Source organism: Frateuria sp., from assembly GCF_035695185.1.
Classification (GTDB): Bacteria; Pseudomonadota; Gammaproteobacteria; order Xanthomonadales; family Rhodanobacteraceae; genus Frateuria_A.
This window is the reverse complement of sequence record NZ_DASSES010000117.1, coordinates 1-12890: the sequence shown is the minus strand read 5'-3', so window position 1 is coordinate 12890 and position 12890 is coordinate 1. Positions and strand designations below refer to the sequence as shown.

At 71.3% G+C, this 12890-nt stretch carries 13 protein-coding genes; 5 read left to right on the top strand and 8 right to left on the bottom strand.

All coding sequences use genetic code 11. The annotated features are described in order from the left end of the window. Positions 1 to 73: 73 nt before the first annotated feature. From VFH59_RS09780 to VFH59_RS09765, 4 genes are all read right to left on the bottom strand, one after another. Positions 74 to 1963: a M56 family metallopeptidase gene (locus tag VFH59_RS09780; protein WP_325164704.1), complete on the bottom strand. Its 1890-nt coding sequence runs from the start codon at positions 1961 to 1963 to the stop codon at positions 74 to 76. A gap of 3 nt (positions 1964 to 1966) precedes the next feature. Continuing rightward, on the bottom strand, positions 1967 to 2353 hold the full coding sequence (locus tag VFH59_RS09775; protein ID WP_325164703.1) for a BlaI/MecI/CopY family transcriptional regulator: 387 nt from the start codon (positions 2351 to 2353) through the stop codon (positions 1967 to 1969). 216 nt (positions 2354 to 2569) lie between these two features. Then, positions 2570 to 3019: a nuclear transport factor 2 family protein gene (locus VFH59_RS09770; protein WP_325164702.1), complete on the bottom strand. Its 450-nt coding sequence runs from the start codon at positions 3017 to 3019 to the stop codon at positions 2570 to 2572. Between the two features lie 29 nt (positions 3020 to 3048). Continuing rightward, a complete protein-coding gene (locus VFH59_RS09765; protein WP_325164701.1) occupies positions 3049 to 3915 on the bottom strand; it encodes an AraC family transcriptional regulator in 867 nt (288 codons plus the stop codon). Positions 3916 to 4254: 339 nt separating this feature from the next. Between VFH59_RS09765 and VFH59_RS09760 the strand changes: the two genes are divergently transcribed. Next, on the top strand, positions 4255 to 5277 hold the full coding sequence (locus tag VFH59_RS09760; protein WP_414655873.1) for an SDR family oxidoreductase: 1023 nt from the start codon (positions 4255 to 4257) through the stop codon (positions 5275 to 5277). 4 nt (positions 5278 to 5281) lie between these two features. Continuing rightward, positions 5282 to 5752, top strand: coding sequence for a DUF421 domain-containing protein (locus VFH59_RS09755; RefSeq protein ID WP_325164699.1), 471 nt, complete (start codon positions 5282 to 5284; stop codon positions 5750 to 5752). Between the two features lie 94 nt (positions 5753 to 5846). Here VFH59_RS09755 and VFH59_RS09750 read toward each other — a convergent pair whose 3' ends face one another. The 3 genes from VFH59_RS09750 to VFH59_RS09740 all read right to left on the bottom strand — a co-directional run bounded on the left by VFH59_RS09750 (position 5847) and on the right by VFH59_RS09740 (position 9716). Beyond that, positions 5847 to 7658 (bottom strand): bifunctional diguanylate cyclase/phosphodiesterase, encoded by a 1812-nt coding sequence (locus tag VFH59_RS09750; RefSeq protein WP_325164698.1) that lies wholly within the window; start codon positions 7656 to 7658, stop codon positions 5847 to 5849. Between the two features lie 137 nt (positions 7659 to 7795). Beyond that, entirely contained in the window at positions 7796 to 8902 is a 1107-nt protein-coding gene (zapE, locus tag VFH59_RS09745; protein ID WP_325164697.1) for a cell division protein ZapE, read from the bottom strand. 124 nt (positions 8903 to 9026) lie between these two features. Continuing rightward, positions 9027 to 9716 carry an alpha/beta hydrolase gene (locus tag VFH59_RS09740; protein WP_325164696.1) on the bottom strand — a complete coding sequence of 230 codons (690 nt, stop codon included), beginning with the start codon at positions 9714 to 9716 and terminating at the stop codon, positions 9027 to 9029. Between the two features lie 54 nt (positions 9717 to 9770). On the opposite strand from VFH59_RS09740, the gene VFH59_RS09735 reads away from it, so the two are divergent. Further along, positions 9771 to 10349, top strand: a complete 579-nt coding sequence (locus VFH59_RS09735; protein WP_325164695.1) for an ACP phosphodiesterase — start codon at positions 9771 to 9773, stop codon at positions 10347 to 10349. 143 nt (positions 10350 to 10492) lie between these two features. Here VFH59_RS09735 and VFH59_RS09730 read toward each other — a convergent pair whose 3' ends face one another. Continuing rightward, entirely contained in the window at positions 10493 to 11014 is a 522-nt protein-coding gene (locus VFH59_RS09730) for a c-type cytochrome (RefSeq protein ID WP_325164694.1), read from the bottom strand. 312 nt (positions 11015 to 11326) lie between these two features. Here VFH59_RS09730 and VFH59_RS09725 point away from each other — a divergent pair, with 312 nt between their 5' ends. Beyond that, positions 11327 to 12541 carry an efflux RND transporter periplasmic adaptor subunit gene (locus tag VFH59_RS09725; RefSeq protein WP_325164693.1) on the top strand — a complete coding sequence of 405 codons (1215 nt, stop codon included), beginning with the start codon at positions 11327 to 11329 and terminating at the stop codon, positions 12539 to 12541. 210 nt (positions 12542 to 12751) lie between these two features. Next, positions 12752 to 12890: efflux RND transporter permease subunit (locus VFH59_RS09720; protein WP_325164705.1), on the top strand; the 139-nt coding region annotated here is incomplete at its 3' end.

Here is a 12890-nt window from a genome sequence, read left to right as displayed (position 1 = left end):
AGGCGCCGCATGGCTGCGGCGCCTGCAGGGTTTCGGGGCGGGCGGGGCCGCCCGCACGCACTTGGTGGCAGCGTCAGCCGACGCGCACGGCTTGGGCCTTGCCGGTGCGGATGGCCTCTTCCAGCAATTGCTGCATCTGCTGTTCGGCCTGACGGCTGATCTCCTGCTGGCGCTGCGCGAGTTCCCGCTGCTGCTTCGCGAATGTCGCCTGCTGCGTTTCCAGCTCCTGCTGCTGCGCCGCGATTTCCTTCTGCGCCCTCGCGTGCCGCTGCTCCAGTCGTGCCTGTTGCTGTTCGATCGCGTGCCGGCGCGCCGCATGTTCCCGCGCGGCAGCCCGGTCGCCGGCGCCTTCCGCGGCCTCCGCCGCGAGCTCGGCCTGTGCGCCGGCAAGTGCCGCCTGTTCGCGGGCAAAGGCGGCATCGCGCGCCGCGAGCCCGGCCTGCTGGCCGGCGAGCCGGCCCTGCTCTCCGGCCAGCCTGCCCTGCTCGCCCGCCATCCGGGTCACCGGCGCGTAGATCGCCCGGGCCCGCGCAACCACTGTGGGATCGCGCACGACGTACGCCTTGCCCTCATGGCGGAACCAGACCAGCGGGCCGTTGCCGTGCTGCAGCCGGCTTGCCGCCGAGATGTCGGCATCGTTGCCGCTGATGATCGCGGTATCGCCGTCGAAGATCGCCAGGCCGCTGCGCGCATCCGAGTCTGTATCGATGTGCACGTGATGCCCGGAGAAGCCCGTCAGTGCCGGAGGCGGCGGAGGCGGAGCAGGAGGTGCGGGTGGCGGAGGCGGCGGACCGGGCGGCGCAGGCGGTGGCGGCGGCGGGAGCCGGTGATGTGCGGCCGGTGCCGGCTGCGCGGCCGGCGCTGCGGGCGCCGGGGCCGCTGCAGGTGCGGGGCGCGCGGCCGGAGCCGCCGCCGGTACGGCCTGGGCACCGTCGGCGGGTGCCTGCGCACTGCCCGCGGTCACGCGGTAGGGCAGCACGCCGGCCACCGCGATCGCGACGAGCAGCAGCCAGCCGCGGCTGCGGCGGGAAGTGGCCTCGATGTGCTGCAACATGGTCAGTCGCCTCTTGAGGTTGTGGAACGTGGGGGAGGCTCCGGCCAGGCCGGAGCGGAGCGGAGCGGCCACGCCCAGCCGCAGCAGCAGCCGGCCGTAGGCCTGGGGGGCGCTCCCGGTACAGGCGAGCGCCTGGGCGTCGCAGGCGGCCTCGCGGCTCAACGCGTACTCGCGCATCGCCCAGGCCACCAGCGGGTGGAAGAAGAACAGCCGCTGCGCCAGTGCGGGAATCCAGCCCAGCCACAGGTCGCCGCGGCGCAGGTGCGCCAGTTCGTGCGCGATGGCCATCGCGGTTTCCTCGTCGGAAAGACGCGCGTCGGCCGGAAACAGCACGAGGGGACGCCAGGCGCCGAGCACCTGCGGCGAGCCGACCGCGGGCGACAACGCAATCGGCGGTGCGCGGCGCAGACCGAGCTGTCCCGCCTGCCGCCGGCAGGCCGCCTGCCAGGCGACGGGTGCCAGCCGCGCGTGGCGGCGGGCCCGCGCGGCCCGCCATCCTTGCCGCGCCACCAATGCCAGCTGCAGCGTGATGCCCGCCAGCCACACCGCCAGCAGGTACCGCGGCCAAGGGAGGGTTGCCGCCTCGACAGGCAGGTCGACGGCCGGCGTGGCGGGCCCCGGCACCGTCGGCGTGACCCTGGTCGAGACCACGCGCGGGAGCGCATGTATCGCTTCCGCCGGCATGGCCTCGGGCGGCGGCAGCCAGCGCAACTGCAGCGGCGCGTGCCAGGCCAGGCCGAGCAGCAGCTGCGCGCCGACCAGCCACCACAGCATGCAGCGCACCGCTGCCGGTAGCCGCGGAAGCAGACGGCAGGCCAGGGCGACCGCACCGATCAGCAGGCACGCCTGCGCCGAGGTCCACAGCAGGCGAACGGACAACGCATCCAGCAGCGTGGCGGGGCTGGGCATGGCTCAGGACTCCTTGCGGCGTGACTGCAGCCGGGCCACCAGCGCTTCCAGCTCGGCCAGCTCGGCGTCGCTGACCTCGGCGCGCTCGGACAGGTAGGCCACGAACGGCGCGACCGACCCGCTGAGGGTCTTTTCCACAAAGCTGCCGACCGCGTGGCGCATGGCCTCGCCGGGGGCGGTGGCCGGGCTGTAGCGGTACACCCCGCCGGCCTGGCGACGCTTGAGATACCCCTTGCCGCGCAGGCGCTCCATCATGGTCAGCACGGTCGAGCGGGCCAGGCCCCGCGCTTCGCCGTAACCGGCGGCGACCTCGCCGACCGAGGCGGGGGCGTGTTCGGCCAGGTAATGAAGCAGGGCGAGTTCCTGGTCGCCGATCGAGGGACGGGGCATGGCGCTCTCCTGACTACAGTTGTAGTCACGCTAGCGCTGACTACAACTGTAGTCAATAGGCCGGTCGTTACGCGATGGGGATGCCTCCTCCCCGGGGAGTGGGCGGGGATGAGGGGAGGGTTCGCGGGAGCGCCCGGCATGGCGGGGGCTTGCGGGGGGAATGCGCCAACCGTGGCCCACGCGCCACGCCTGCTAGAACCGAAGAGGTCGCCCAGGCTACGGTGCGGGTACGCGAGTTGCCCCCGTGAAGACCACCTGCCAGCGGCCGTCGCGCTCGCGCCAGATGTCGGCGAAGCGCAGGCGCACCGTGTAGGGCTTGCCCTCGCTGGTGCCCTCCAGCGTGACCAGGCCACCGAGCACGGCGCCGCCGGGCCAGTGGCGCACCACCTCGTCCTCCACCGTAAACGGCTTCATCGTGGTGCCGGCCGCGGTGTAGTCGCGGATGAACGCGGCCTTGTCCTCGACCCGGCCGCGGCTGTTGAAAAGCACGTAGTCGTCGGCGAGCAGGCGCGCAAGCGCCGCGCCGTCGCCCTGAACCTGGGCCCGGTCGAACTCGGCCACCGCCCTGGCCAGATTCCGGGGCAGCATGGCGTGCGGTGCGGTGGCGAGGGCGCCTCGGGCGTGCAGCGCGGCGGCGAGGGCGAACAGGGCGATGGCGGTCTTCATGGCGGACTCCCGTGGGATGTCCGGGCACGCTAGCGGCCGGGGGATCGCGTCGCTATCAAATGCTTGCTCGCACGGGTGGCCGCGTCCATGCGCAGGCGCGTCCGCGCCGCCGCGGGCGTCAGCCCGATATGGCGCCGGAACGCCGCGCCGAAATGGCTGTGGTGGCTGAAGCCGAGCTCGCAGGCCAGCGCGGCGAGGTCGTGTGCGCCCGCGGCCAGGCGGTCGACCGCCAGTGCCAGGCGCAACCGCGTCCGGTAATCCGCCAGGCTCAGTCCGAAGGCGCGGCGGAACACGCGGGCCAGGTGGAAGGGCGAACAGCCAACGCATGCCGCCAGAGCCGCAAGGCCGCCGTCGTCGCCAGGATCGGCGAGCAGCCGCTCGCGCGCGCGCGTCGCCAGCCGCTGTGCGGACGCCGGGAGGGATCCGGCGGGCGGCGGAGCCCGGCGCAGGATGTCATGGCACAACGCCGCCGCCGCTTCCTCGGCCGCCAGGCGATCGGCGACACCGCGCGCCAGGGCGGCATGCAGCGCGCGGTGCCGGTACTGGTCGGCCGGACCGACCATCCTTGCGGCGTCCGCCGCGTCGCGCAGGCGGCGGCCGAACAGCTCTTCCTCGTGCTCGGGCGCCACCTCGAAGCAGCTGCAGGCATCGCCGCCCTGGAACGGGTGCGAGATGCGGTAGCTGTCGCCGGCGCGGTAGAGCAGCGCGGTGGCCGGGTCGCCGACATACGTGGAGCCGCGCAGGTGGTAGCCGAAGCCGCCGCGACGCAGCAATGCCAGGTGAGTGCGCTCGTCGCCTCGCTCGCAGCCGCAGCCGCCGCGCGGATGGCGGCAGTCGATGCCGGTGATCCGCAGCAGCGGGCTGTCGAACAGCAGGGTGACGTCGGCCAGGCTCATCGTGTCCTCACGCGCAGGCCGCGAGCGTCTCAGAACGCGGTGCCGAATGCATCCCGGTCGTGCCCCGCCAGGGACCGGCCAAGCCTACGGACACGGCACGACTTCTCGTGGCCAGGCGCCGCCGGGGACCCAATATTTCGTGTTCCCCCGGTCATGCGCCATGAGCCTCGCTCCCGTCCGCAGAGGCGGTCCCGTGCGGCCGTGCGCCACCTCGCCCCCGGGCGCCGCTGCCGTGGCGGGAAAAAAGCGTCAGCGGCGTGGACGCCTGTGCTCACCTGTCCGCCACGGTGGGCTGCCTATCGTCGCGAGCCATACCCAGCCACTACGGGAGCTCGGATGATGGCCACGACGAAATCCGCCAGGCGCGGCACCGGCACGGCGGTCGCCAAGGAACGCCGCGTGCAATCGCAGATCGACGCCAAGGACAAGCAGAAGCGGCAGGCCAAGCCTGCCAAGTCCGCGACCAAAAAGGCCGCCGCGAAGAAGCAGCCCGGGCAGACCAGTCCGAGGTCCAAGCCACGCACGCCGCTCCCGGAGCAGCACCTGGCCAAGCCCGGCAAGGAAGCGCGGCTGCAACCGCGGCCGCAGTTCGAGGCGCCCGCATACCGCGGCAGCGGCAAACTGGAAGACATGGCCGCGATCATCACCGGCGCGGACTCCGGCATCGGCCGCGCAGTGGCGGTGCTGTTCGCGCGCGAGGGCGCCGACGTGGCCGTGGTGTACCTGTCCGAGGACGAGGACGCACGCGAGACCCAGCGCCACGTCGAGCAGGAGGGCCGGCGCTGCCTGCTGATCCGTGGCGACGTCAAGGACCCGGCGTTCTGCGAACAGGCGGTGCAGCGGACCATCGATGCGTTCGGCCGGCTGGACGTGCTGGTCAACAACGCCGCCTTCCAGGAACACGCCGATGCGCTGGAGGACATCACCGAGGAGCACTTCGACCTCACCATGCGCACCAACATCTACGGCTATTTCCACATGGCCAAGGCCGCGCTGCCGCACCTGCACGAGGGCAGCGCGATCATCAACACCGGCTCGGAGACCGGCCTGTTCGGGAACGCCCACCTGCTCGACTACTCGGCGACCAAGGGCGCGATCCATGCCTTCACCATGTCGCTGGCAAGCAACCTGGTGTCGCGCGGCATCCGCGTCAACGCGGTGGCGCCCGGGCCGGTGTGGACGCCGCTCAACCCCGCCGACAAGCCGGCCAAGCAGGTCGCCAAGTTCGGCCAGCAGAACCCATGGGGCCGACCGGCGCAGCCGGAGGAGCTGTCGCCCGCATACGTGTTCCTGGCCGCGCCCAGCTGCTCGAGCTACATCAGCGGCGCGATCCTGCCGGTGATGGGCGGTTCGACCGGCTGACGCCATGCACCTCTCGGACCCCTGGTGGGTGTACGCGCTTCGCGGGGCGGGCGTCTATCTGGGGCTGCTCATCCTGCTTCGGTTGGTGGGCAAGCGCTCGTTCGGCGAGATGACCACGTTCGACATCGTCGTGCTCATGCTGGTCGGCGGCACCCTGCGCACGGCCATCATCGGCGATGACCGGAAGCCGCTCGCCGCGATCATCGGCGTGCTGGCGATCGTCCTGCTGGACAAGGGCGTCGCCTGGGCCTGTGCGCGCTGGTCGGGCCTGGAGCGGCTGATCGAGGGCAGGGCCAGCGTGCTGGCGCGCAACGGCCAGGTGATCGAGGGCGCGCTGCGCAAGCACGATATGTCCGAGGAGGCATTCCACCGCGTGCTGCGCGAAAAGGGCCTGCGCGAAGTGGGTGACGTGGCCGAGGTGCGGCTGGAGGCCAACGGCAAGATCAGCGTGCTGAAGACGGCCAGGCACGAGTGACGCGTACGGCCCGGCCGGGTGCTCGCGGCCGCCCAGGCGTACGCCCGCGCGGGATGCGCGCCGGGCACGCCGTCGGCACCGCTTGTCGACGCGATCAGGGCTCGCCCTGGCCGTCCGCGTGGTGCCATTCCGCCGAGCGTTCGAGCCAGGGGGGCACGGCGGCCGCGGGGAGTGGTCGCGAGACGTGGAAGCCCTGCACCTCGTCGCAGGCCATGCGCCGCACGGTCTCGTAGATACGCCGGGTCTCCACCCCTTCGACCACCACGCGGAAGCCGAGGTCGTGCGCCAGCGCGGCGGTCGAGCGGACGATGGCCGCATCGTGCCGGCTGGCATCCATGGCGCGCACGAAGGACTGGTCGATCTTCAGGCAGGTCGCCGGCATCTGGCGCAGCGACGCCAGGTTGCTGTAGCCGGTGCCGAAGTCGTCGATCGCGATGCCGGCGCCCAGCTCGCGCACCGCATCGAGGTGGCGACGGGTGGCGTCGTTGTGCGCGAGCAGCGTGCTCTCGGTGAATTCCAGTTCGAGCACGCGCGGGTCCACGCCGTGGCGGTCGACCACCCCTTCCAGGCGCGTGACCAGGTCCGCATCGAAGTCGGCATTGGAGATGTTGAGCGACAGGCCGATGTCGTGGCCGGCACGACGCCATGCCGCCAGTTGCGCCACGCCGTGGTCGAGCACCCATCCGGTCAGCGAGCGCATCAGGCCCGCGCGTTCGGCCAGCGGCACGAACTGGCCCGGTGGCACCTCGCCCAGGGTCGGGTGCCGCCAGCGCGCGAGCGCCTCCACCGCCACGCAGCGGCCGTCACTCAGGCGCACGCGCGGCTGGTAGTGCAGGTACAGCTCCGTGCGCTCGGTCAGCGCGGCGGCGAGCTCGGTCACCAGGAAAAATTCCTGGCGGTGGCGTTCGTCCTGGCGGCGTTCGTACAGCGCCCAGCCGCGCGGGCTACGCTGCGCGGCGTAGGAGGCGCTCATCACCTGGCGCAGCGGATCGTTGCCGTCGAGCTGGCGCACGTCCAGATCGAGCAGGCCCACGCCCGGCTGCAGGGTCAGCGGGATGTCCAGGCAATCGAACGGCCTGCGCAGGCGGGCGACCAGGTCGTCCAGCTGGTCCGTTTCCAGCGGCCTGTCGCCGTCGGGAAGTACCGCCGCGAAGCGCGTCACGCCGACCTGGTAGAGGTTGGTGCGGGCCGGGATCCAGCCCTGCACGCGCGCGGCCACCGCACGCATCAGCTCGTCGGCGTAGGTGAAACCCATCGCCCGCACGAACGCGTTGAAGCGCTCCACCGGGGCGACCTCGATGGCGATCAGCCAGGCCCGCTGCACGCCGTTCCTGGAACGCGCGCGCAGGTCCTCGAAGAACGCACTGCGATGTGGCAGCTGGGTGACCGGGTCGGTGCGGCCGAGGTAGCCGCCCAGCACCACGCCGGCGCCGGCCAGCCGCGCGGCGTCGCGCAAGGCCGCGCGGCCGGTCTCGTCCAGTCCGCTGCGGGGCGCGTGATCCATCACGCACAGCGCACCGACGTGCCGCCCGCTGAGGGTGAACACCGGCTCGCAGGCGAAGAAGCGCAACGGGGCCGGCGAAGGACCGGTGAGCGGCGGCGTATCCCGGTAGCGCGCGTCGGCGGCGATGTCGGGCAGTACCTGGCCGGCGCCGCGGCGGGCCGCCTCCAGGTAGAGCGGGTGCAGCGCGTGGGGGCTGCGGGCTTCCGGGTCGCGGCTGTACCAGTAGGCGCTTCCGCTGTCGAGTACCAGCGCGACCATCGCCACGTCGAGCGACGCGGCCGCGAGGTGGGCCACGGCGTCGAAGCCGGGCACGGCGTACTCGTCTGCAACGGGGGCCATGGCGGCAGCGGGTTCCTGGTCCACAGGTGCCGCTTCCGCGTCCTGCTCCACGGTCGTATGCATGGCGTTCTCCCTCCGGCCGACCTGGTGGGAACCGCTGTCACCCCTCCGGCCAGAGTACTTCGGCCGCGTCGACGGCCGCAATGCGAAAAAGAGAAGGGATGGCGGCGTCCGGGGCGCGCGCCCCGGGCGGGTCACCCTCAGTCGGGCCGGTGCGGCAGGGCCAGGTATTCCTCGCTCTGCATCTCGATCAGGCGCGACTCGGTACGACTGAACTCGGCGCGATGGCGCTCGCCGTCGTACAGCTCGGTGATCGGCGCGGCGGCCGAAAGCACCAGCTTGACGAGGCGGTCGTAGAACTCGTCCACCATCAACACGAAGCGCTTCGCCGCGTCCTCGCTGTAGATGGAAAACTGCGGCACGTTGGAAACGAGCACCGTGGGCACGCGTCGCGCCAGCGCGATGTAGTCGGCGACCGCGCGCGGACCTTCGCACAGCGCCTCGAAGTCGAACCACAGCACGCCCGGCGCCTGCCGGCGCAGTGGGATGGGGCGTCCGTTGATTTCCAGCGTGACGTCCTCACGGGCCGCGCCCTGCGCCTGGCTGGCGAAGATGCGCGCCAGAGCGCGCTCGGCCTCGGCACCCGGCGGTGTCAGGTAGACCGGTGCCTGGGTCAGTGCGCGCAGGCGCCAGTCGTGCGGCGAGACCATCTCGACCACCCGGCAGTGCCGCTCGATCAACGCGATGGCAGGCAGGAAGCGGGCGCGCTGCAGGCCGTCGCGGTAGAGGTCCTGTGGTGGCGTGTTGGAGGTGGTCACCAGCGCCACGCCGCGGCGGAACAGCGCATCCAGCAGATTAGCCAGGATCATCGCGTCGCCGATGTCGTTGACCAGGAACTCGTCCAGGCACAGCACGCGGCAGCGCGCGGCCAGTCCTTCGGCGACGTCCTCCAGCGGATCGGCGCGCTCGCCGAGCTCGCGCAGGTGTGCGTGCACCTCGCCCATGAAGCGGTGGAAGTGCCGTCGCAGCGCCACGCCGTGCGGCAGGCTGGCGGCGAACAGGTCCATCAGGAAGGTCTTGCCGCGGCCGACGCTGCCCCACAGGTACAGGCCCGGCACCGGGACGCGTTCGTCGTCGCCGAACAGCGATTTCAGCCGTCCGAACAGGCCGCCGGTTTCCGGGGCGGCGCACAGTGCCGCGTGCATGCGGTCGAACTCCGGCAGCACGGCCAGTTGCGCCGGGTCGGCTTCCCAGCGATGCGCGGCGACGCCTTCGTGGTAGCGGGCGGAAGGGGTGAGAGTGGTCATGAAGCAGGGTTCGGCATGGCGGCTCCTCCCGCGGCGGGCGGCGGGAGGCGGGAAAGGCGGTCGGTTGGGCCCGCGGGCATGCTGGCCCTAACCGCGGCTGGGCGTGGAACGTGGCGGGAGCGACTCATCCGCTACGCGGCGGTGGCAGCCACGGCTGCACCGCGTGCTTCACCGCACCCCGCAGGTCCATCAGCCGGCGGTGGAAAAAGTGGCTGGTCTCGGGCATGCGCACCACCTCCGGCTGCACCGGCAGGCTGTCGATCCAGTCGAACACCGCCTGCGGCTCGACCACCTCGTCGGCCTCGCCCTGCACGATCAGCCAGGGGCATCGCGGCGGCTCGATCGCGGCGAGCGCGAAACGCCCGGCCGGTGGCGCGATGCTGACCAGGGCCGCGGCCTGCAGGCGCACCGCGTTGCGGATGGTCACGTAGCTGCCGAAGGAAAACCCGGCCAGCCACAGCGCGTCACCGGGGCGTACGCGGCGCACCCAGGCGGCGACCGCGGCGAGGTCCTCGCTCTCGCCGTTGCCCTCGTCGTAGCTGCCCTCCGAGGCGCCGGTGCCCCGGAAATTGAAGCGCAGCGTGTCCAGCCCCGACTCGCGCAGGCTGCGCTCGAGCATCGTCACCACCTTGTTGTGCATGGTGCCGCCCTGCACCGGGTTGGGATGGCAGATCACCGCCACGCCGCGGCGCGCCTCGGCGGGGGCGGCGACGTTGCCGATCGCCTCGAGCTTGCCGGCGGGACCGTCGAGCGCGAAGCTCGCCTCTTCCGTGGGAAAGCCGGCGGGATTGTCGGGAACGGTGGTGGGTGTCATGCGCGCAATGATAACCGTCGCGGCCGTGCATCGGCCGTGGTGCCGGGGCCCGGCATGAACCACCTGGCGCACGCGCTGCTCGCCGGTGCCGACCGGGAACGGGTTCTGGGCGGGGTGCTCGGGGACTTCGTGCGTGGCGCACCGGATCCGTTGCTGCCGGCCGGCGTGCGCGAGGGCATCGCGCTGCACCGCGCGATCGACGGCTACACCGATCGCCATCCCGAGGTGCTGGCGGCACGCGCGCTGTTCCAGCCGCCGTACCGCCGCTACGCGGGCATCGCACTGGACATGTGGTTCGACCATCTGCTGGCGCGCGACTTCGTCCGCTGGTCGCCGCTGCCGCTGGCCGGTTTCTCGACCGGCCTGCGGGAGCTGCTGCGCCGTCAGGACGCACTGCTTCCGCCGAGCGCGCGGCGCTTCGCACACTACATGCGGGCCAACGACCTGCCCGCCGCCTATGCCGACCCGGCGATGCTGGATCGCGCGCTGGCCGGTATCGGCGAGCGCCTGCAGCGCGATAACCCGCTGGGGCGGATGCTGCCGGTGCTGCAGGCATTGGATGCGCCGTTGCAGGCCCGCTTCGATGCATTCTTCCCGCAACTGCAGCGGTTCGCGCATGCGTGGAAGCCGTAGGGCGCGGCCGCGCCGCGCGGATCGGGACGCGCATGTAAAGACCTTCTGCGACGCCGGCGTGATGGGCGCGGAAGGGAGGAACGAAAAACGCCGCCCGAGGGGCGGCGTTTCCTGGCGGAGGCTGGTCGGGTCGGGCCGGGTGCTTACTTGGCCTGGCCGACGATCCACTTGACCGTGTTGGCCACCTGCTCGTCGCTGAGCGAGGGCATGCCGCCCTTGGGCGGCATGAAGTTGCCGTCGGGGCCGTGGTAGCCGTGGATCGCGTGCGAGACCAGGGTGTCGATGCCCTGCGCGATACGCGGTGCCCAGGCGGCCTTGTCGCCCAGCTTGGGTGCGCCCGCCACGCCGGCGGTGTGGCAGCTGTGGCAGAGGCCTTCATAGACGGTCTTGCCGTCGGTGCTGCCGCCGAAGGCGACCTGCGAGGCGGCGGCCTTGGCGGCGGCTTCCTGCGCGGCCAGCATGGCGGCCCGGCCGGTGTCGCCGGCATACACCGCGCCGGCCGGGGCCAGGCGCTCGGCCACCCGCTGCGTCGCATGCGGGTTGGTTTCCTTCGGCGAGCGGGCGTAGATGGTGTAGGCCATGATCAGCAACACCAGGGCCAGTACGTGGAGACCAGCGATCAGCCAGCTGAACTGGCGGATGAAGCTCTGGTCCGATTTGGTCATGGAACCGCTCACGCAAGTAACTCCAAGTGATCAGTGGACGTGCCGGCGAGTCCTGGGACAATCCGCCGCGGGAAAGACAAGACGCCGATTATAGATCAAAGCGCACGCCAAGTTCAGGCCGCGCCCCGGCGGCACGAGCCGCGGCAAAGCGCCGCCGTCCATGCCATCGGGCACGTGTCATCGGTCATGCAACACCCCTGTCAACTGGCATTGTCCAAGGCCGTTGCTGTAACCCTATGCTTTTCACATGGTCGGCTTGGGCTGCGGTGACGCGGTCGAAAGGGACCGACAACCATTCCGGGAGCTTTTTTAATGTCGCGTTTTTGGAAGATCGCGCTGGTCGTGGTGGCAGTGTTGGTGCTGCTCGTCGTCGGGTTGCGCCTTATGCACAAGCCGGATGGCCAGGCCAAGGCCCAGGATCCGGGCAAGGAAGGCCAGCAGCCGCCGGTGCCGGTCACCGTGGTGCCGGTGGCGCGCCAGGACGTGCCGGTGTACCTGACGGCGCTGGGCACGGTGCAGGCGCTCAACACGGTGGCGATCAGTCCGCAGGTGGGCGGACGCCTGATGAGCCTTGCGTTCACCGAGGGCCAGCCGGTGAAGAAGGGCCAGGTGCTGGCGCAGATCGACCCGCGCAGCTTCCAGGCCACCTATGACCAGGCCGTGGCGCGGCTGCACCAGGACCAGGCGCAGCTGGCGACCGCCAAGGCCAACTACTCGCGCAGCCAGGAGCTGGGCCCGAAGGGTTACATCGCCAAGCAGGACCTGGATGCGTTGCGCAACACGGTCAGCCAGCTGGAGGCGACCCTCGCCGCCGACCAGGCCGCGATCCGCGATGCCGAGGTGCAGCTGGGCTACACCCGGGTGGTCTCGCCGATCGACGGACTGGCCGGCATCCGCGGCGTCGACCCAGGCAACGTGGTCACCACCACCAGCACCATCGTCACGCTGACCCAGCTGCATCCGATCAACGTGATGTTCAACCTGCCCGAGCAGAACCTGGACATGGTGCGCCAGGCCGCGATGGGCGGCGGCGAACTGAGCGTGGCCGCGCTCGACCGTGGCGACGCGCACGTGATCGCCGGCGGTGGCGTACTCAAGGTGATCGACAACCAGATCGACGCCAGCACCGGCACCTTTCGCCTGAAGTCGGAGTTCCCGAACCAGAAGAACGAGCTGTGGCCCGGCCAGTTCGTCAACGTGCGGCTGAAGGTGCGCACGGTCGGCGGCGGCCTGGTGATCCCGGCCCAGGCGGTGCAGCGCGGTCCGGACGGCGACTACGTCTACCTGCTGCAGCCGGACAACACGGTCAAGATGCAGCCGGTGCAGGTGGCGCAGGAAGTGGGCGACAGCGCAGTGATGATCACCAGCGGACTGAGCCAGGGCCAGAAAGTGGTCACCGAAGGCCAGTTCCGGCTCAAGCCCGGCAGCAAGGTCAACCCGCTCAAGCCCGGCGAGGTGCCGCCGGCGCCGACCAAGGAAGAGCTGGAGAAGGCCAAGAAGGGCGGCGGCGCTCGCCGCGGGCACTGATGACAGCGGCGACCCCGGCACGAAGCACGGGGTCGCCAGAAAGCCAGCCGTTCGCCCTGGGCCCTTCGGCCAGCTCAGGACAGGCGTAGGCCGCAGGCCGGGGTCGAAGGCAGCCCTTCGACTCCGCTGCGCTACGCTCAGGGCGAACGGTGGTTGGGTTGCGACCACGGATCGCGCGCGCCTCCACCTCACAGACAGACCGGATACCCCATGGGCTTTTCCACCCTCTTCATCCGCCGCCCGATCGCCACCTCGCTGCTGATGGTCGCGGTGCTGCTGCTGGGCGTGCTCGGCTACCGCCAGCTGCCGGTCTCGGCGCTGCCGGAAATCGATGCGCCGAGCCTGGTGG